Origin of the sequence: Microbacterium sp. KHB019, assembly GCF_037285405.1 — a bacterium.
In the GTDB taxonomy this organism is placed as follows: Bacteria; Actinomycetota; Actinomycetes; order Actinomycetales; family Microbacteriaceae; genus Microbacterium.
On sequence record NZ_JBBDHF010000001.1, the window covers coordinates 1206817 to 1225504 of the forward strand.

19 protein-coding genes are annotated in these 18688 nt (G+C 69.1%); 7 read left to right on the forward strand and 12 right to left on the reverse strand.

Annotated features, from left to right (window positions below; genetic code table 11):
- The first annotated feature begins 26 nt into the window (after positions 1-26).
- Positions 27-281 (forward strand): carbon storage regulator CsrA, encoded by a 255-nt coding sequence (csrA, locus tag KHB019_RS05825; protein ID WP_290368280.1) that lies wholly within the window; start codon positions 27-29, stop codon positions 279-281.
- A 20-nt stretch (positions 282-301) separates the two neighbouring features.
- Here the strand turns inward: csrA and tsaE are convergent, their stop codons facing one another.
- The 9 genes from tsaE to KHB019_RS05870 form a co-directional block, all read right to left on the reverse strand.
- A complete protein-coding gene (tsaE, locus tag KHB019_RS05830; protein WP_443193187.1) occupies positions 302-784 on the reverse strand; it encodes a tRNA (adenosine(37)-N6)-threonylcarbamoyltransferase complex ATPase subunit type 1 TsaE in 483 nt (160 codons plus the stop codon).
- On the reverse strand, positions 781-1881 hold the full coding sequence (alr, locus tag KHB019_RS05835) for an alanine racemase (RefSeq protein WP_337458297.1): 1101 nt from the start codon (positions 1879-1881) through the stop codon (positions 781-783). Before alr ends, tsaE begins: the two co-directional genes overlap by 4 nt.
- Before the next feature lie 133 nt (positions 1882-2014).
- A complete protein-coding gene (locus tag KHB019_RS05840) occupies positions 2015-2380 on the reverse strand; it encodes a holo-ACP synthase (protein WP_230104038.1) in 366 nt (121 codons plus the stop codon).
- A gap of 46 nt (positions 2381-2426) precedes the next feature.
- Positions 2427-2918, reverse strand: coding sequence for an SRPBCC family protein (locus KHB019_RS05845; protein ID WP_230104037.1), 492 nt, complete (start codon positions 2916-2918; stop codon positions 2427-2429).
- Entirely contained in the window at positions 2915-3280 is a 366-nt protein-coding gene (locus KHB019_RS05850; RefSeq protein ID WP_230104036.1) for an ArsR/SmtB family transcription factor, read from the reverse strand. Before KHB019_RS05850 ends, KHB019_RS05845 begins: the two co-directional genes overlap by 4 nt.
- A 188-nt stretch (positions 3281-3468) precedes the next feature.
- Positions 3469-5310 carry a glutamine--fructose-6-phosphate transaminase (isomerizing) gene (glmS, locus tag KHB019_RS05855; RefSeq protein WP_230104120.1) on the reverse strand — a complete coding sequence of 614 codons (1842 nt, stop codon included), beginning with the start codon at positions 5308-5310 and terminating at the stop codon, positions 3469-3471.
- 50 nt (positions 5311-5360) lie between these two features.
- Entirely contained in the window at positions 5361-6572 is a 1212-nt protein-coding gene (gene lhgO / locus KHB019_RS05860; RefSeq protein WP_230104119.1) for an L-2-hydroxyglutarate oxidase, read from the reverse strand.
- Between the two features lie 107 nt (positions 6573-6679).
- Entirely contained in the window at positions 6680-7633 is a 954-nt protein-coding gene (gene coaA, locus KHB019_RS05865; RefSeq protein WP_230104118.1) for a type I pantothenate kinase, read from the reverse strand.
- Between the two features lie 58 nt (positions 7634-7691).
- Positions 7692-8726: a hypothetical protein gene (locus KHB019_RS05870; protein ID WP_337458298.1), complete on the reverse strand. Its 1035-nt coding sequence runs from the start codon at positions 8724-8726 to the stop codon at positions 7692-7694.
- A 121-nt stretch (positions 8727-8847) separates the two neighbouring features.
- Between KHB019_RS05870 and KHB019_RS05875 the strand changes: the two genes are divergently transcribed.
- Positions 8848-9789, forward strand: a complete 942-nt coding sequence (locus tag KHB019_RS05875) for a Ppx/GppA phosphatase family protein (RefSeq protein ID WP_230104116.1) — start codon at positions 8848-8850, stop codon at positions 9787-9789.
- 162 nt (positions 9790-9951) lie between these two features.
- Here KHB019_RS05875 and KHB019_RS05880 read toward each other — a convergent pair whose 3' ends face one another.
- Both KHB019_RS05880 and KHB019_RS05885 read right to left on the reverse strand, forming a co-directional pair.
- A complete protein-coding gene (locus KHB019_RS05880) occupies positions 9952-10392 on the reverse strand; it encodes a hypothetical protein (protein WP_337458299.1) in 441 nt (146 codons plus the stop codon).
- Positions 10389-12455: a heavy metal translocating P-type ATPase gene (locus tag KHB019_RS05885; RefSeq protein WP_443193188.1), complete on the reverse strand. Its 2067-nt coding sequence runs from the start codon at positions 12453-12455 to the stop codon at positions 10389-10391. Before KHB019_RS05885 ends, KHB019_RS05880 begins: the two co-directional genes overlap by 4 nt.
- A 94-nt stretch (positions 12456-12549) precedes the next feature.
- Here KHB019_RS05885 and KHB019_RS05890 point away from each other — a divergent pair, with 94 nt between their 5' ends.
- Genes KHB019_RS05890 through KHB019_RS05900 form a run of 3 tightly spaced genes read left to right on the forward strand, consistent with a single transcriptional unit; the run spans position 12550 to position 14624 of the window.
- On the forward strand, positions 12550-13467 hold the full coding sequence (locus KHB019_RS05890; protein ID WP_337458300.1) for a metalloregulator ArsR/SmtB family transcription factor: 918 nt from the start codon (positions 12550-12552) through the stop codon (positions 13465-13467).
- A gap of 21 nt (positions 13468-13488) precedes the next feature.
- On the forward strand, positions 13489-13902 hold the full coding sequence (locus KHB019_RS05895) for an arsenate reductase ArsC (RefSeq protein WP_230104113.1): 414 nt from the start codon (positions 13489-13491) through the stop codon (positions 13900-13902).
- On the forward strand, positions 13899-14624 hold the full coding sequence (locus tag KHB019_RS05900; protein WP_337458301.1) for an aquaporin: 726 nt from the start codon (positions 13899-13901) through the stop codon (positions 14622-14624). The genes KHB019_RS05895 and KHB019_RS05900 overlap by 4 nt, the downstream gene beginning before the upstream one ends.
- A gap of 27 nt (positions 14625-14651) precedes the next feature.
- Here KHB019_RS05900 and KHB019_RS05905 read toward each other — a convergent pair whose 3' ends face one another.
- A complete protein-coding gene (locus KHB019_RS05905; RefSeq protein WP_443193189.1) occupies positions 14652-15077 on the reverse strand; it encodes a response regulator in 426 nt (141 codons plus the stop codon).
- Between the two features lie 436 nt (positions 15078-15513).
- Between KHB019_RS05905 and KHB019_RS05910 the strand changes: the two genes are divergently transcribed.
- Together KHB019_RS05910 and KHB019_RS05915 are read left to right on the forward strand one after the other, a co-directional pair.
- Positions 15514-17262, forward strand: coding sequence for a DUF4012 domain-containing protein (locus tag KHB019_RS05910; protein ID WP_337458302.1), 1749 nt, complete (start codon positions 15514-15516; stop codon positions 17260-17262).
- A 115-nt stretch (positions 17263-17377) separates the two neighbouring features.
- Positions 17378-18688: a UDP-glucose dehydrogenase family protein gene (locus KHB019_RS05915; protein WP_337458303.1), complete on the forward strand. Its 1311-nt coding sequence runs from the start codon at positions 17378-17380 to the stop codon at positions 18686-18688.

An 18688-nucleotide genomic window follows, 5' to 3' on the forward strand; every position in this document is an offset into this window, starting at 1 on the left:
AGCCCGTCGAAGGGTAGGCTGATCTCGTGCTGGTGTTGACGAGGCGGATCGGTGAGAGCGTACGCATCGACGGCGAAATCGAAGTGACGCTGCTCGACATCAAGGGCGACAGCGTGCGCATCGGTGTCAAAGCGCCGCGCGAGACCCGCATCCAGCGGTCGGAGATCGTGGATGCCGTCGTCGCCGAGAACGTCTCGGCCGCCGCTGATTCCGGAGCCGACGCCGAGAAGGCGATCTTCGAGGCCCTCGCCGCCCGCCGCCGGGCTTCCGGCGAGGACTGAGGCTTCGACGAAAGCTCGCGCTAAGCCGCGACCCGCTCGATCACGACGAACCGGGCGGCGTCAGCATCCAGGTCCTCGTCGGCGATGCCATCGGCCCCGCCGACGGGACGCTCGATCTCGATATCCCACCACTCGTCGGCGATCGCGGAGGCCATTTCGCGCCCCCACTCGATCACCACGACGGAGCGGGCGAAGTCGATGTCGAGGTCGTCGAGCTCGGCGGCTGAGCCGAGCCGATACGCGTCGACGTGCACGAGCGGCGCGCGCCCGACCAGCGACGGATGCGTGCGGGCGATCACGAACGTCGGGCTCTGCACGGGCCCTCGCACGCCGAGGCCCTCCGCCAGGCCACGTGTGAAGGTCGTCTTCCCGGCACCCAGCGGTCCGGTGAGCACGAGCAGATCGCCCGCCCCCAGCTGCTCGCCGATCAGGAAGCCGAGGCGCTCCATCTCGTCGGATGTGTCGATCTCACGGCGTCCGAGGAATGCCGGGTCGACGCTCACGCGCTCCTCCGCGGAACGCGGTTGCCGACGCGCGTGACGATCTCGTAGTTGATCGTGCTCGCCGCGTTCGCCCACTCCGTCGCCGACGGCAGGCCGAGCGTCGGATCGCCGAACAGCACGACCTCATCGCCCACAGAGACCGCCGAGTCGCCGACGTCGACGATGAACTGGTCCATCGCGACGCGTCCTGCGACGTGGAACCGCCGGCCGTTGATCATGACGGGTCCACGACCGGATGCCTGGCGCGGGACGCCGTCCGCATACCCGAGCGGCACGAGCGCCAGCGTGGTGTCGCGGTTCGTGCGGTGGTCGTAGCCGTACGAGACGCCGGCACCCGCCGGCACCCGCCGCACTGCGGCGACTGCGCCGCGCAGAGTCATCGCCGGGCGGAGACCGAGGTCGGCGGACGACCGATCGTCGAACGGCGACAGGCCGTAGAGCCCGATTCCGATGCGCACGGCGTCGAGGCGCATCTCCGGCAGGTCGATCGCCGCGGCCGTGGCGGCGATGTGCCGGATCTCGGGGCGGATGCCGGCGGATGCGGCGGCCCTCGTCCCCTCGTCGAAACGGGCGAGCGCCGCACGGTCATCGGCGGGCGATGTGTTGGAGAGGTGGCTGAACAGGCCGAAGATCCGGATGCGTCCGATGCGTTCGAGCCGCGCGGCCTCGGCGAACACGCGACCCCAGTCGCCCGGCGCGATGCCGTTTCGCGAGAGACCCGTCTCGAGTTTGAGGTGCACAGCCACGTCGCCGCCGGCGACGGCCCCCGCGGCCTCGAGCTGGTCGAATGACGAGATGCCGACCTCGATGCGGTTGGCCGCCGCGAGCTCGAACGTCTCGCCCGGTTCGAGCAGCCAGGCGATGATGGGGGCGGTGATCCCGGCGCGGCGCAGCTCGATGCCCTCGGCGATCTCGGCGACGCCGAGACGGGTGGCCCCGCCGGAGAGCGCGGCGACAGCGGATGCCGTGGCCCCGTGCCCGTACGCGTTGGCCTTGACAACGGCGATGACCTCGGTGCCCGTGAGCTTGCGGATGTGCCGGGTGTTGTCGGCGATAGCATCCATCTCGATCGTCGCCTCGCGGAACGGCGCGCTCATGCTGCGCCCTCCGAGCGCTCGGATCGTCTCGCGTCCCGCCGAGACCCCGTCGTCGCGTCGACACCCCGTGTTAATGGCGCGCCTGCGACGGGGCCTCGGCGGTAAGACGGGGTCTCGGCGAACCGGGCGGGGGTCATGCGGCACCCTCGATCCGCTCAGCGACGACGAACGCGGTCGCGAGGCCGGCGTCGTGCGACATGGTCAGGTGCAGCGCCGTGATGCCGCGCTTCTCGATGACGTCGGCGGTCGTGCCGGTGAGCCGGAAGTACGGCTTGCCGGATTCCTCCGACCCGATCTCGATCTCGGTCCAGTGCACGCCGTCCGAACCGCCCAGCGCTTTGATGAGCGCCTCTTTGGCTGCGTAGCGCGCGGCGAGCGACGGCAGCCTCAGCTCACGCTCGGTCGGGGCGAACAGGCGCTCCATCAACCGCGGCGTCCGGGACATGGTGCGCTCGAACCGCGGGATGTCGACGAGGTCGATGCCGGTCCCGATGATCACTGCTCCAGCCTACCGGCGCGCGCCCTGCCCGCACGGAGCCCTCGCGTCAGAGCCCGCCGAACCGCTCCTCGTACCCGGGCGAGAGTTCGGCGAATCGCGCGTCCCAGTCCTCCGGAATCGGCTCACCGGCGACGTCTGCCGCAAGCCGCTCGAGGTACGTCTGCCATCCGGCACCGTAGAAGATCGACCGGATGCCGGTGTGCACGAGCCGCATGCGCGTACCGCCCGCCACCGGCTCGAGCGTCACGGTGAGCTCGGTGGGTTCCTCTTGCGTGGCGTGCCACGTCGTGGTGAACGAGCGGGGCTCGTCGCAGAAGCTGATGGTGCCCGTGGCCCACGGTTGCTCAGCTCCCTCGGTGGCGACCGCCCAGGTGCCGCCCTCGCGGAGATCGCCCGTGTACTCGACCATCCAGCGCGCCAGGCGCTCGCGCGTCGTGATCGCCTGCCAGAGGTCGTCGATGTCGGTCGCGTAGACCTCTTCGTAGACGAGGCGGAAGCCGTCGCCGTGCCGCTCGATGGTGGGGTTGTCGACGGTCATGATGCACTCCTGTTCTCGTTGTGACTGGTCTTCTGCTGCGCTGTTGCACGCCGGCCGCGGGCGACCTCGGTGTGCAGCGCGTCGAGTCGCTGGGAGAGCGGCGCGCACAGCGCAGCGAGGGCGCGCTCCGCGGCATCCGGCCCCGCAGGGTCGAGGGCATAGAGCCGACGCGCGCCCTCGGCGCGCACCGTCGCGAACCCGTTCTCGCGCAACACCTTCAGATGCTGCGACACGGCGGGCTGCGAGATGCCGAACTCGGCCCTGACGATGTCGGTCAGGACGCCAGCCGGCTGCTCCCCCAGCGCGAGCACCGCGACCAGCCGTCGCCGCACGGCATCCGCGAGCACCTCGAACTCATGCATCCTCAAATCATATAAGCATCACCTTATATCCTCAATAGGAATCCACGCTGAGACCCCGTCTTAGCACCGAGGCCCCGTCGTAGTTCGGTGACTACGACGGGGCCTCGGAAGCAAGACGGGGTCTCGGCGAATGCTCGGCGGGGCCCGGCGGGGCCGGCGGGGGCGCGGCGGGGCCGACCGGGAACGGGCTACTCGACCGTGACGGACTTCGCGAGGTTGCGGGGCTGGTCGACGTCCAGGCCCTTGGCCGTGGCGAGTGCCATGGCGAAGATCTGCAGCGGAACGACCGCGAGCACGGGCTCGAACATCGCGCCCGCGAGCGGGATGTGGATGACCTCGTCCGCGAACGGCAGGACGGCTGCATCCCCCTCTTCGGCCACGACGATCACGCGAGCACCGCGGGCGCGGATCTCCTGGATGTTCGAGACGACCTTGGAATGGATCAGCGACGAGTGACGCGGCGACGGCACGATCACGAACACCGGCTGACCGGGCTCGATGAGCGCGATCGGACCGTGCTTGAGCTCACCGGCGGCGAAGCCCTCGGCGTGGATGTACGAGATCTCCTTGAGCTTCAGCGCACCCTCGAGGGCGATCGGGTATCCGACGTGGCGGCCGAGGAAGAGCACCGAGCGGGTGTCGGCCATCCAGTTCGCGAGCTGGGTGACGTGGTCGTTCTCCTTCTCGAGAACCGACGCGATCTTCTCGGGCAGCGAGGCGAGCTCGGCCACCGCAGAAGTGTCGGTGAGGACCGAACGAACGCGGCCCATGTGCAGGCCGAGCAGCAGCAGGGCGGTGATCTGCGCCGAGAACGCCTTGGTGGATGCCACGGCGACCTCAGGGCCGGCGTGGGTGTAGACGACGGCATCCGACTCGCGCGGAATCGTCGCGCCCTGCGTGTTGCAGATCGACAGCGTGCGGGCGCCGCGCTCGCGGGCGTACTTGACGGCCATGAGCGTGTCCATGGTCTCGCCGGACTGGCTGATCGAGATGACGAGCGTGTCGTCGCCGATCACCGGGTCGCGGTAGCGGAACTCGTGCGCGAGCTCGACGTCCGTCGCGACGCGGGCCCACTGCTCGATCGCGTACTTGCCGACGAGGGCCGCATAGGATGCTGTGCCGCACGCCGTGATGATCACGCGGTTGATGCCGACGAAGAGGTCATCCAGCCCATCGAGCTCGGGAATGACGACCTGCCCGTCCTGCACGCGGCCGCGGATCGTGTTCGCGACGGCCTCGGGCTGCTCGGCGACCTCCTTGGCCATGAACGACGACCATCCGCCCTTCTCGGCGGCTGCGGCATCCCACGACACGTCGAACGGCTCGGCCTCGACCGGGTTGCCGGCGAAGTCCGTGACGGTGACCTCGGAGGGCGTGATCGAGACGATCTGGTCCTGCCCGATCGCGAGCGCCTTGCGCGTGTGCTCGACGAAGGCGGCGACGTCGGATCCGAGGAAGTTCTCGCCCTCGCCGAGGCCGATCACCAGCGGCGAGTTGCGGCGGGCGCCGACGACGAGGCCCGGGTGGTCCTGGTGCGTGGCCAGCAGGGTGAACGCGCCCTCGAGACGGTTCACGACGGCCTGGAAAGCGGCCTGCAGGTCGGGGTTCTTCGCGTACTCGCGGCCGAGCAGGGCAGCGGCGACCTCGGTGTCGGTCTCGCTGAGGAACTCAACGCCCTCGGCGATGAGCTCATCGCGGAGCGGGGCGAAGTTCTCGATGATGCCGTTGTGGATGACGGCGAGCTTGCCGCCATCGGCGAGGTGCGGGTGCGCGTTGAGGTCGGTCGGGCCACCGTGGGTCGCCCAGCGCGTGTGGCCGATGCCCGTGGTGCCCTCTCCGAGAGGAGCATCCTTGAGCGAGTCGCGCAGCACGGCCAGCTTGCCGGCCTTCTTGCGCATTCCGAGGTGTCCGTCACTGTCGATGACGGCGATACCGGCGGAGTCGTACCCGCGGTACTCGAGGCGGGCGAGGCCGGCGATAAGGATGTCCTGGCTGGGGCGCGGGCCCACGTATCCGACGATTCCACACATGCGATCAAGAATAAGCGGTCGATTTTGCGAGGGTTCCGAACAATCTTGCTCTACAACTGCGCCACCAGGTGCTCGGCGATCGCGAGCGAACTCGTCGCCGCCGGCGATGGCGCGTTGCGCACCAGAGTGACAGCGCCCACCCGGTCGATCGCGAAGTCGTCGAGCAGTTCGCCGCCTCTCCCCCAGGCCTGCGCGCGGACGCCGGCGGTCGAGGTGCGGCGCAGGTCCGACATCCGCAGTTCGGGGATGAACCGCTGCGCCTTGCGGAAGTAGCGCGGCTTGAGCACCGAGGCGCTGACCTCGTCCATTCCCATGCGCCAGTGCTGGCGAGCCAGCGGCGCTGCTCCCGGCCAGCGCAGCGATTCCCACGTGTCGCGGATCGAGATGCGGCCCCAGCTGTAGCCCTCGCGAGCGAGGGCAGGAACGGCGTTCGGCCCGACGTGGACGTCGTCATAGACGCCGCGGGTGAAATGCACGCCGAGGAACGGGAACCGAGGATCGGGCACCGGATAGATCATGCCGCTAACGAGCGAGGTGCGGTCGGGATGCAGTGCCCAGTATTCTCCGCGGAAGGGCAGGATCTTCGGCGAAGGGTCCGCACCGACGAACCGGGCGACGACGTCGGACTGCAGTCCGGCGCACACGACGACGTGATCGAACACGTGGTCGGAGACCGTCGTGCGCACCTTCACCCGATCGGTCGAGGCCGTCATCGCGGTGACCTCATGACCGAGCAGGATGCTGCCGCCGGCTGCCCGCACGTCCTGCGCCATCGCCTCGGTGATCGAGGCGTAGTCGACGACGGCGGTGTGCGGTGAATGCACGGCCGCCACCCCCTGAGCGTGCGGTTCGAGTTCGGCGATGCGACGGATGTCGTCGATCCGCTCGAGGTCGGGCACGCCGTTGGCGCGCGAGCGCCGTTCGATCTCATTCAGCGCGGGGATCTCCGTCTCGTCGACGGCGACGACGAGCTTGCCGACCTCGCGGTACGGCAGCCCCTTCTGCCGGCAGAACTCCTGCAAGAGGTCGCGGCCGGTGGCGCACAGCGTCGCCTTCAGCGAACCCGGCGCGTAGTAGAGGCCGGCGTGAACGACGCCCGAGTTGTGGCCGGTCTGATGCGCGGCGAGCCGCTGCTCCTTCTCGAGCACCGTGACCTCGTCGCCGCGCCGGGCGAGAGCGCGCGCGAGTGCGATGCCGACGATGCCTCCGCCGATGACGCCGAACCGGCTTCCCGAAGCGCCCGGAACCCCCATGTTCCCCATGGGGCGAGCATACTCACGGGGTCGGTCTGCGCCCAGGTTTCGACTCGCTTCGCTCGCTCAACCCGTTTCGTCTCGTCTTGCGGCTCGCTCACCGCCCCACGCACGGGTCAGAGCTTGCGCAGCAGCACGCTCTCGACGTTGTGGTCGATGCCCTTGTTCAGCACCAGTGTCGCGCGGTGGCGCGTCGGCATCACGTTCTCGATGAGGTTCGGCATGTTGATGTCGCGCCAGTACCCGAGCGCGGTCGTCTCTGCCTCCGCATCCGTGAGGTGTGCGAAGACGTTGAAGTACGACGACGGGTTGCTGAACGCCCCCTGGCGCAGCGCCAGGAACCGATCCACGTACCACTTCTCGATGTGGGCGGGGTCGGCGTCGACGTACACCGAGAAGTCGAACAGGTCACTCACCGCGACGTCGTTCGGCGCGGGCGGCGGCTGCAGCACGTTCAGGCCCTCGACGATCACGACGTCCGGCCGGCGCACGACGACGCGGGCATCGGGAACGATGTCGTAGCGCATGTGCGAGTAGAAGGGCGCACGCACCTCGGGGGCTCCGGACTTCACCTCGGTGAGGAACTCCAGCAGCGCGCGCCGGTCGTACGATTCGGGGAACCCCTTGCGATCCATGAGCCCTCGGCGCTCGAGCTCGGCGTTCGGGTACAGGAACCCGTCCGTCGTCACCAGTTCAACGCGCGGCGTGCCCGGCCAGCGGCTCATGAGCTCGCGCAGCAGACGCGCGATGGTCGACTTGCCGACCGCGACAGAGCCTGCGACGCCGACCACGAACGGCGTGGTGACGTCGACTTCATCCAGGAATGAGCTCGTCGCCGCGCCCAGCTGCTTGGTCGCGGTCGCGTACAGGCTGAGCAGGCGGCTCAGCGGCAGGTACACCTCGCGCACCTCTGTGAGGTCGAGCCGGTCGCCGATTCCGCGCAGCTCGACGACCTCGGTCTCGCTGAGCGGCTGGTCGAGTCCCGCGGCCAATCGCGCCCACTCTGCTCGTCCGATCTCGCGGTACGGCGACAGTGGCGTGGTGGGGTCAGCGGCGGTCACGGCATCCATCGTATCGGCGCACGCTCCCGCACATCGGCCCGCGCACCATCGGCGTGCACGGCGCGACTCACCCTCCGGCGTGCAGCGCCTGTCGATGGCGGCGGTCGGCCAACCCTCGGCCGACCATCCGCACGGATGCTCGCGGAACGAGCGCGACCCGCCGCCCGACGGGCTTCGCCTGCAGGATCAGTCTGCCCGTGGCATCCGACACGATCACGCCCGTGGCGACGACGCCGTCTCCGTCGGCGAGCAACCGGGTGCGCACGTACTTCAGACCGAGCTCGCGCACGCGCTGAGCGAGTCGGTGGTGGCCGACGCGAGTGGTCCCGACGACGGCCTGGTCGCCGGGACGGCCGCGCATGCTCACGCCGTCCGGCCGCACGTACACGAAGACGTCGCCGAACAGCACGTAGAACGGGGATGCCTCGCCGTCGATGCCCGTGTGATCCTTCAGCACTCGCATCGACGTGACCCAGTGGTCCTCGAGGTATCCCGTGTTCACGTCGTGCTTGCCGACGTTCGTCTGCCACACCTCCTGGCTCGTGCCGTCAGCGGTCCACGAGACGCACGCGCCGCCATAAAGCGGGTCTCGCAGCATCCGCTCGCCCGGAGCCGCCACGATGCGGCCGGCGAAACTCCGGATCCCCGGCGTCGTCGGATCGCGGCGCTGCACCCGGCGGAGCACCCGCCAGCGGCCGTAGTCCCACACGAAGTACGCGAGCCACAGCGTCGCTCCGATGAACCAGATCACGGCGACCCAGAGCGCCGTGCCGCTCGGGTCGGCGGCGCGCCGTATCTCGGCGTTCACGACCCACAGCGCGAACGCGCTCCACACGCCGAGCGCGACGAGCAGCGCCACCGCCGCGCTCGAAGCCGCGATCCACGGTGTTCGGAATTCGTCCATCTCACGCGCCCACGGCATCGCCAGCAGCACCAGGACCACGATCGCCGCGACGCCGATCGCGAACGAGCCGACCGCGTTGTCGCGCCAGATCGGAGCCGCCGTCCACGTCCACTCACCCCGCACGTGCTCGCCGGTGACCAGCAGCACGACCGCTCCGACGACCGCCCACAGAACGACTGACCCCAGAATCACACGCATGCCGCCCCCAGTGCGTTGCAGAACCGACCTCGGTCGTCGGATCAGGATCCGCCCCATACGAATCTGCAGTCATCATGACAGACGGTGCGGACGTTGGCCACTGCCCGAGTAGTCTCAGTCCGTGCGCTTGGGAATCCTCGACATCGGGTCGAACACCGTCCACCTGCTCGCGGCGGACGCCCGCCCGGGCGGAAGACCGCTCGCGACGACGAGCGACCGCAGCGTCGTCCGCCTGATGCGCTTCCTCACCCCGGAGGGTGCGATCAGCGAAGAGGGCGTTCGAGCCCTCGAGGATGCCGTCACCCGCGCCCGCGGGATCGCCGAGACAGAGCGCGTCGAGACGCTGCTCGCCACCGCGACAAGCGCGGTCCGCGAGGCCATCAACGGCGACGAGGTCATCGCGCGCATCGAACGCGCGCTCGGTCAGCCGCTGCAGGTGCTGACCGGCGAACAGGAGGCCGAGCTCACCTTCCTCGCCGTGCGGCGCTGGTTCGGGTGGGATGCCGGGCGCATCCTGCTCCTCGACATCGGCGGCGGTTCGTTCGAGTTCGCGGCCGGCGGCGACGAGCTGCCGGAGGTCGCGGCATCCGTTCCGCTGGGGGCCGGGCGCATGACCGTGCAGTTCCTGCCGGATGACCCGCCGGGTGAGGATGCTGTCGAACTGCTGCGCGCGCACGCCCGTGAGGTCCTCGCGCCGGTAGCCGCGAAGCTCAATGCGCTTCCCTCCCCCGATCACCTGGTGGGATCCTCCAAGGCCATCCGTTCGCTGGCGAACCTCGCTGGTCGCGAGGTGTCAGGACTCGGCTTCGACCGCACTGTGATGTCCCGCTCGAGCCTGAAGTCGTGGATTCCGCGGCTCGCCCGGATTCCGGCATCCGCTCGTCAGGAGCTGCCGGGGATCACGCCCGATCGCACGTTCCAGATCGTCGCGGCCGCCGTCGTGCTGCACACGGCGATGAAGATGCTCGACATCGACGAGATCGAGGTGTCGCCGTGGGCGCTGCGCGAGGGCGTGATGCTGCGCTACACCGAGTCGATGAACTGGGGCGGCGCCGGGATCTGAGTCGCCGCTCACTCCACCGCCCGCCCCCTTGCCGGGCGCTCCATCCCGGGAGGGGTCGCAAGTTGTCGCTTCAGTGCGCCTATAGCGACACAACGCGACACCTCCCGGCGAGGTGGGGCCGGCGCGGGGCGGGGCCGGTGCGGCCGGCGCGGGGCGGGGTAGCTACCGACGCCCCAGCGGCGGCCGCAGTTTGTCGAGGAAGGGCGCGGCTGTCGCATCCCCTCTCAGGCGCTCGACGACCGCGGCCACTGCATCCCGATCCGCCGCCGGGTCGCGCGCGAGCACGTCGACGCCCGCCGCCGTGAACGGCGTGCGCGCGAAGCGGATCGACGCGAACGGCTCATCGTGCAGCAGTACGCGCCAGCGGCTGCGCACCAGCAGGGTCAGCGGCTGCACGCCGCGCCAGACGAAGGAGCCGTCTGGCTGCTGCTCGTCGATGCCCGCGATGACGCTCCAGCCTCGACGCCCGCGAGAGAGCACGGTGTCGCTGATGCGTCCGTCGGGCAGCGGTGCGTAGGTGATGCTCGGCTCACTGCGCCGCTGCCACATGCTGAGACTCGTCGTCACCACGTGCCAAGTGCCCTGCAGCATCGCGTCGCTCATGCAGCGAGTCTTTCAGGCCGAATGTCCAGCCGCCGCAGCCACTGCGCGTTCAGAGCCACGACGATCGTCGACAGCGACATCAGGATCGCGCCGACCGACATCGGCAGCACGAACCCAACCGGTGCGAGCACACCGGCCGCCAGCGGCACCGAGATGAGGTTGTACCCGGCGGCCCACCACAGGTTCTGCTTCATCTTGCGGTAACTGGCACGCGACAGCTCCATGATCGACAGCACAGCACGCGGGTCGTCGCTCGCGAGGATCACGCCGGCGGACGCGATCGCCACGTCGGTTCCGGCGCCGATCGCCACCCCGACATCCGCCTGCGCCAGAGCCGGCGCGTCGTTCACGCCGTCGCCGACCATCGCCACGCGGCGCCCCTCGTCCTGCAGCTGCTTCACAGTGGCGGCCTTGTCCTCCGGTCGCACGCCCGCGAAGTACCGGTCGATGCCGAGTTCGCTCGCCACCGACGCGGCCACGGCTTCGGCGTCGCCCGTGATCATCACGACCTGCACGCCACGAGCATGCAGTGCGGCGATCGCCTGCCGCGATTCGCTGCGCACCTCGTCGGCGAGCCGCAGCGCTCCGACCACCCGTCCGTCGACGAGCACGTGCAGGATGATCGCGCCCTCCGCCCGCCACTCGTCGGCGACGGGCAACTCGGTGACGCCCTCCTGCTCGAGCAGATACGGCCCGCCGACCTGCACGCGGTGGCCGTCGACGGTGGCGCGCACGCCGACGGCCGGCGACGATGCGAACCCCGATGACGACGGCACGGCCACGTGCGCGGCCGCCTGAACGATCGCGCGCGCCAGCGGATGCTCCGAATCGGCCTCCGCGCTCGCGGCGAGCGCGATGAGCCGATCGCCGTCGATCCCGTCCACGGGGTGGATGCCTGTGACCGCAGGAGCACCCTTCGTCAGCGTTCCCGTCTTGTCGAACAGCACCGTGTCGACGGTGCGCATGCTCTCGAGCGCCAGGCGGTCCTTCACCAGCACGCCGCTGCGCGCGGCACGTTCGGTGGCGATCGACACCACCAGCGGGATCGCGAGCCCGAGCGCGTGCGGGCACGCGATGACGAGCACGGTGATCGTCCGCACCACGGCCTGATCCGGCATCCCGATCAGCGTCCACACGAGGGCGGTGATCGCAGCGGCGGCGAGCGCGAACCAGAACAGCAGGGCGGCTGCGCGATCCGCGATGCGCTGCGCGCGGGAGCTCGAGTTCTGCGCCTCGGTCACGAGCCGTTGGATGCCGGCGAGCGCCGTGTCATCGCCGATCGCGGTGATCTCGACCCGAAGTCCCGAGTCCGTCGCTACGGTTCCCGCGACGACATGGTCGCCCTCCGAGCGGCGCACCGGCTGGGACTCTCCGGTGATCATGGCCTCATCCATGCTCGCCGTTCCCTGCACCACGCGCCCATCGGCCGGCGCACGTCCCCCTGGCCGGATCACCACGACGTCGCCGACCCGCAGCTCGGCCGGGGCGACCGTGACTGTGCTCTCCCCCTCGACGCGCTCGGCCTCATCGGGCAGCAGAGCGGCCAGGGAGTCCAGCGCCGAGGTGGTCTGCGCGAGCGAGCGCATCTCGATCCAGTGCCCGAGCAGCATGATCACGATCAGCAGCGCGAGCTCCCACCAGAACTCGAGCTCGTGGTGCAGCATCCCGAGGGTCGCGCCCCACGAGGCGAAGAAGGCGACCGTGATCGCGAGTGCGATGAGCAGCATCATGCCCGGGGCGCGCGAGCGCAGCTCCTGCACGGCGCCGGTGAGGAACGGCGCTCCGCCCCAGGCGTACATCACGGTGCCGAGCACCGGAGAGATCCACATCACCCAGGCGGAGGGCAGTTGATAGCCGAGCAGCATCGCGAACGCGTTCGAGAACACGACCGCAGGAATCGCGACGACGAGCATGATCCAGAACAGCCGCCGGAACTGCCCGACATGATCGCCGTGACCCGCATGCCCGCCGTGCCCCGCGTGCTCACTGTGCTCGGCGCCGCCCTGCTCATGATCGACGTGCTCGTGATCACCGTGACTCATCATGTGCTCGTGCTGGCTCATCAAGACTCCTCGATTTCGAGATCGAATACCCCTAGGGGGTATAAGGCGTGAGCTGCCTCCAGCATTCCACACGCTCCCGGATAGACTTCCATCTATGAGTCCGATCGAGGATGCCGGGGCGCTCACAGCCCTCGCCGATCCGACTCGCGCGCGCATCGTTCGCCTGATCCGGGACGCCGAAGGCAGCCGCGCACTGGTCGGACAACTCGCCGAGGCACTGGAACTGCGCCAGCCGACGGTCAGCCATCACATGGGCATCCTGCACTCCGAAGGCGTCGTCGCCCGCGAGAGAGACGGGCGACGGGTCTGGTACTCGATCAGCGTCGACCAGGCCCATCGCGTGTCCGCTCTCCTCGGGCCTCAGAGTTCGGAACCCGCGGCCGAACCAGACCTCGATCGCGTCATCGACGACCTCACCGCCCGCTACCGCGGCGCGTTCAACCGCCAGACCGTCGCCCGCTGCGTGCGAGAGAGCCACGACCTGCTGAAGCAGACCGGCGGTACGAACCTCCTCGCCTCGCGCACGGCCCGGTTCGCCTCAGACCGGCTCGACGACCGCTCGAGCGTGAAGCAGCACACGACGAACAGAACGGTCCTCTTCGTGTGCGTGCAGAACGCCGGGCGCTCGCAGCTCGCGGCCGGCATCCTGCGCCAGCTGTCGAACCACGTCACCGTCCGCACGGCCGGTTCCGCCCCGACCTCCGATGTGCGTCAGGTGATCGTCGCCGCGCTCGACGAGATCGGCGTCGACATCGGCGGGGAGTTCCCCAAGCCGCTCACCGACGAAGCCGTGAAGGCTGCGGACGTCATCATCACGATGGGGTGCGGCGACGCCTGCCCGGTGCTGCCCGGCAAGCATTACGAGGACTGGGACCTCGACGACCCGGTGGGCAGGCCGTTGACCGCCGTCCGTGAGATCCGCGACGACATCGACCGCCGCGTCCGCACTCTGCTTGCGAACCCGGTGCTTGCGAACCCGGTGCTCGCCAACCCGGCACTCGCCAACACATAGACTCTCATCTATGCTTTAGGCATGAGCGCCGAGACCGCAGCCAAGCCCACCGTCCTGTTCGTGTGCGTCCACAACGCCGGCCGCTCCCAGATGGCCGCGGGTTTCCTGCAGATGATCGCCGGAGATCGCGTCGAAGTCCTCTCCGCCGGCTCCGAACCCAAGGACCAGATCAACCCCGTCGCCGTCGAGGTCATGGCCGAGGCGGGCATCGACATCGCGAACAACACCCCCAAGCTGCTGACCGTCGAAGCCGTCAAAGAGTCGGACGTCGTCATCACGATGGGATGCGGTGACGCCTGCCCGATCTTCCCCGGCAAGCGCTACGAGGACTGGCAGCTCGATGACCCGGCCGGGCAGGATGCCGCGACCGTTCGCCGCATCCGCGATGACATCCGCGCGCGCGTCGAGACGCTGATCGACGAACTCACCGCGTGAGCGGCCACTCTCGCGGACGCGGCCTCGCACGCCGCAGTCTCGCCGAGTTCCTCGGCACCGGGCTTCTCGTGACGATCGTCGTCGGCTCCGGCATCGCCGCGCAACGGCTGTCCGCAGACACCGGGCTGCAGCTGCTCGAGAACGCCCTCGCCACGGCGATGGGCCTCGGCGTGCTCATCGTGCTGCTGGCCCCGGTCTCCGGCGCGCACTTCAATCCGGTCGTGACGCTGGTGATCGCCATCCTCGAACGTCGCGCCCACGATCGGATGCGGCTGCGCGAGATCGCCGCGTACATCCCCGCACAGATCGCCGGAGGCATCGGCGGCGCCATTCTCGCGAACCTGATGTTCGCCGTGCCGACCGCCCTGTCCACGACCGACCGTGCAACCCCTGCCACGTTCCTCGCCGAGGTCGTCGCGACCGCCGGGCTGGTTCTCGTGATCACGGGGCTGATCCGGACGCACCAGTCGATCACCGTGATCGCCACGGCGGTCGGAAGCTACATCGGCGCCGCCTACTGGTTCACCAGCTCGACGTCGTTCGCGAATCCAGCCGTCACGATCGGCCGCATGTTCACGGACACGTTCGCCGGCGTCGCGCACGCATCCGTCGTGCCCTTCATCGCAGCGCAGATCCTCGGCGGAGCGGTCGCCGCCGGCCTCACGATCGCCCTGTTTCCTCGCCGAAGCGCGGTCGTTCCACGAGCCCGAACCGGTCCCTGAACTTGTCGAGGGGTGGTCACGCGCAACTCAGCGCGCGGTGATCAGGTGCCGCGGCGGACCTTCGACTCGCGCGAGGGCGATCTTCACCTCGACGAGCTCGTCAGCGACCTTGTCGATCCGAGCGCCGAGCTTCTCGTCCAGAGCGTCGATGCGAGCGCCGAGCTTCTCGTCCAAAGCGTCGATCCGAGCGCCGAGCCGCTCATCGCCCGCGTCGATCCGAGCGCCGAGCCGCTCATCGCCCGCGTCGATGCGAGCGCCGAGCTTCTCGTCCAAAGCGTCGATCCGAGCGCCGAGCCGCTCATCGCCCGCGTCGATCCGAGCGCCGAGCTTGCCCTCGAGCCGGTTCTCGAGAACATCCATCCGGTGAATCATCCAGCCGAAAGCGCCCGCCAAGGCGAGCAGGATCGAGACGATGCCGATGAGCATCGTGATCATCTCGACTGACATGTACACCGTCCCATTGTGCCCGAGCTTTGCCGCGGAAGGCAGATGAAAGACGGTATCGCGCAGGCCGGACAGACGGCCGACGACAGAACATGAAGCATGCAGATGGGGTGCGCTGCGACACCTGTGCGGAGCGACTCGCGCCACCCTGCTCTATCGCAATCGCCATCGAATTGGTAGCGTCACTCTGAACAGGCACACTCGAGCCGCGACGTGGGGTCGCAGCTCACCGCTCCGCCTGGCGGAGCATTCGGCGTTCTGGGGACGCTGTGCCCGTCGACTGATCACCTGGGGAGGTGCCAGTCGTCGACCACTGGGGAGGGGTTGACAGATGTCAGAGCTGTCCGCGCGTAGGCGCAATTCACATTCAATTGCATGGATTGCTCGGGGGGAACCGCGCAAGCGAACCGGCTCGAAGCCTCGTGCGCGTCGCACCGCCGTCTGGGTGGAGCTGGGCATCGTGCTCGCGCTCGTCGTCATCGGTACCGCCGGCGGGGTCGTCGGCAACCGCGTGTACGCGCAGGCGATGGAGGCGAAGTCGTCGCTCGAGCAGGTGATGCCGCTGACATCGACGGTGCGCGACCAGATCCTGTCCGGCGACACGGAGGCTGCGAGCGCGACGATCGCGCAGCTCACCGCGTTGACGTCGGACGCCCGGTCGCAGACCGACGACCGCATGTGGAAGAGCCTCGAGTGGTTGCCTTTCGTCGGCGACGACCTCCACGCGATCCGCGTGGCATCCGCGGTCACGGACGATCTGGCCACCGCGGTCATCGCTCCCGCGAACGACCTGAATCTCAACGCGCTGCGCCCCGTCGACGGCGCCGTCGACATCGCGGCCGTGGCCGGCATGCAGTCGACGGTGGCGGCAGCGTCGGCCGCCCTCGACACAGCGGCAGCCGATCTCGCAACGCTTGATCGCGCCGACCTCATCCCGCAGGTCGACGGCGCCCTGACCCAGCTGACGGAAGCCGTCACCGCGGTGCGCCCGCTGCTCGGCGGGGCGAGCGAGATCATCGGCGTGCTCCCTGCTGCGCTCGGCGCGGACGCCCCGCGCAACTACCTGCTCGTGTTCCAGAACAACGCCGAGTCCCGCAGCACCGGCGGCATCCCGGCGGCCTTCGCACTCGTCACCGCTGAGAAGGGCAAACTCAGCATCACGCAGCAGGCGTCGAGCGCGAACTTCCGCAACGCCAGACCCGAACCCATCATCCCGCTCGATCCGGGGCTGCAGGCACTCTACGGCGACAAGGTCGGCCGATGGGTGATGGATGCCACGATGAGCCCGGACTTCAGCGAGTCGGTCGACATCCTGCGCGCGTACTGGGCGGAGTCGTTCGGCACGCAAGTGGATGCCGTCATCTCGTTCGACCCCGTCGCGCTGAGCTATCTGCTGGACGCGACAGGACCGATCGATGTGACGATGAGCGACGGGAAGTCGACCACGATCAGCAGCGAGAACGCGCTTCAGGTGCTGCTGTACGACGTGTACGGCCATTTCTCCCCGGAAGATCAGGATGCTTTCTTCGCCGCGACGGCGAAGTCGGTCTTCACGGCAATGGTGTCGGGCGGTGCGGCACCGCAGGCGCTGTTCGAGAGCCTGACCCGTGCGATCGACGAGAACCGGCTGATGTACTCTCCTGCGACCGAGGACGAGGCGAAGCTCGTCGGCGACTCGAAGCTGTCCGGGCGCCTGCCCGCTACGAACGAAGACCGAACCATCGTCGGCGTCTACGCGAATGACTTCACTGCGGCGAAGATGGGAACCTTCATGCAGCTCGACGTCGCCGCAGCATCCACCCAGTGCACGACGTTTGACAGCCCGACGTTCACGACGACGGCGACGCTGACGAACACCGTGGCATCCGATCAGGTCGCAGGCTTGCCGTGGTACGTCGATCCGCCGCTGTACTTCAACCGCGGCACGGTCGCCACGTACCTCGTCTTCTACGGCCCAGTGGGGTCCACGTTCACGGGCGCGACGGTCGACGGCGAGCCCGTGCGCGGCACAGTGGCCGAGCATCTCGGACGCGGCGCCGTGAAGATCGCGGTGGAGAACGCGCCGACGCAGACCCACACGGTCGTGGCGACGTTCGCCGGCGCCGAGGGCGAGTACGGCCCGCTCGAACTGCAGCACACGCCCATGGTGCGGCCGGTCGGCGTCGAGCTGACGGCCGAGGGGTGCGAGCCGTGATCGGTCTCGACGCCGCGTCTTCGCCCATTGTTCATTGGGCGGACGACAGGCGTCCTCTCGGAATCATCCAGACGGCCGATGATGGGGCCAGCGTTCTCCTTGGGAAGGAACAGCGATGCAGCTTTCAGTGATCGGATGCGGGTACCTGGGTGCGGTGCACGCCGCGGCCATGGCATCCATCGGCCACGATGTCGTGGGGATCGACATCGACCAGCGCAAGATCGACGCGCTGTCGCGGGGAGAGGCGCCGTTCTTCGAGCCGGGGCTGCACGAGATCCTCTCCGAGGGCGTCGCTGCCGGCCGTTTGCGGTTCACCACGGACATCGCCGCGGCCGAGGGCGCGGCCGTGCACTTCATCGGGGTCGGCACCCCGCAGCAGCAGAGCGGTCATGCCGCCGACCTCACCTACGTGAACGAAGCGTTCGACGCCCTCATCCCGCACCTGCGCGCGGGCGACATCGTCGCAGGCAAGTCGACGGTGCCGGTGGGCACGGCGGCGACGCTCGCCCCGAAGGTGGATGCTGCGGGCGCGACGCTCGTCTGGAATCCTGAGTTCCTCCGCGAGGGCTGGGCCGTGCAGGACACGATCGATCCCGACCGTCTCGTCGCCGGCGTCCACGAGGGGCCGGGCGGCGAGCGCGCCGCCGAGATCCTCCGAGAGGTGTACGCGCCGGCCGTCGCCAAGGGCACGCCGTTCATCATCACCGACTACGCCACCGCCGAGCTCGTGAAGGTCTCGGCGAACGCGTTCCTCGCGACCAAGATCTCGTTCATCAACGCGATGGCCGAGATCGCCGAGGTGACCGGTGCCGACGTCACGCTGCTCGCAGACGCGATCGGGCATGACGTGCGCATCGGACGGCGGTTCCTCGGTGCCGGCATCGGATTCGGCGGCGGATGCCTGCCGAAGGACATCCGCGCGTTCGCCGCCCGTGCCGAAGAGCTCGGGCGGGGCGAGTCGGTGAACTTCCTCCGCGAGGTGGATGCCATCAACATGCGCCGCCGCGACCGCGCGGTGGAGCTGGTGGTCGATGGCCTCGGCGGCTCGGTGTTCGGCAAGAAGATCGCGGTGCTCGGCGCGGCCTTCAAACCGCACAGCGACGACGTGCGCGACTCCCCCGCCCTCGACGTGGCGGTCCGCTTGAACGGCCTCGGCGCCGAGATCGTCGTCACCGACCCGCAGGCGATCGACAACGCCCGGCGGCTGCACCCGCAACTCGCGTACGAGGTCGACCGCGACACCGCGCTTCGCGACGCGGATGCCGTCGTGCTCGTCACCGAGTGGGACGAGTACCGGCGCGAGATGTCACCGGAGCACGTCAGCACGCTGACGCACGGACGCGTCGTCGTCGACGGACGCAACGGCCTGGATGCCGCGGCTTGGCGCGCCGCCGGATGGAACTACTACGGCATGGGCCGCCCGTAG

What these genes read in the sequence shown, in the direction of transcription:
- alr (WP_337458297.1), bottom strand. Translation starts at nt 1,881, where the DNA reads ATGAGCGCGCCGTTCCGCGAGGCGACGATCGAGATGGATGCTATCGCC.
- KHB019_RS05845 (WP_230104037.1), bottom strand. Translation starts at nt 2,918, where the DNA reads ATGACCGTCGACAACCCCACCATCGAGCGGCACGGCGACGGCTTCCGC.
- KHB019_RS05850 (WP_230104036.1), bottom strand. Translation starts at nt 3,280, where the DNA reads ATGCATGAGTTCGAGGTGCTCGCGGATGCCGTGCGGCGACGGCTGGTC.
- glmS (WP_230104120.1), bottom strand. Translation starts at nt 5,310, where the DNA reads ATGTGTGGAATCGTCGGATACGTGGGCCCGCGCCCCAGCCAGGACATC.
- lhgO (WP_230104119.1), bottom strand. Translation starts at nt 6,572, where the DNA reads ATGGGGAACATGGGGGTTCCGGGCGCTTCGGGAAGCCGGTTCGGCGTC.
- coaA (WP_230104118.1), bottom strand. Translation starts at nt 7,633, where the DNA reads ATGGATGCCGTGACCGCCGCTGACCCCACCACGCCACTGTCGCCGTAC.
- KHB019_RS05870 (WP_337458298.1), bottom strand. Translation starts at nt 8,726, where the DNA reads ATGCGTGTGATTCTGGGGTCAGTCGTTCTGTGGGCGGTCGTCGGAGCG.
- KHB019_RS05880 (WP_337458299.1), bottom strand. Translation starts at nt 10,392, where the DNA reads ATGAGCGACGCGATGCTGCAGGGCACTTGGCACGTGGTGACGACGAGT.
- KHB019_RS05885 (WP_443193188.1), bottom strand. Translation starts at nt 12,455, where the DNA reads ATGAGCCAGCACGAGCACATGATGAGTCACGGTGATCACGAGCACGTC.
- KHB019_RS05890 (WP_337458300.1), top strand. Translation starts at nt 12,550, where the DNA reads ATGAGTCCGATCGAGGATGCCGGGGCGCTCACAGCCCTCGCCGATCCG.
- KHB019_RS05895 (WP_230104113.1), top strand. Translation starts at nt 13,489, where the DNA reads ATGAGCGCCGAGACCGCAGCCAAGCCCACCGTCCTGTTCGTGTGCGTC.
- KHB019_RS05915 (WP_337458303.1), top strand. Translation starts at nt 17,378, where the DNA reads ATGCAGCTTTCAGTGATCGGATGCGGGTACCTGGGTGCGGTGCACGCC.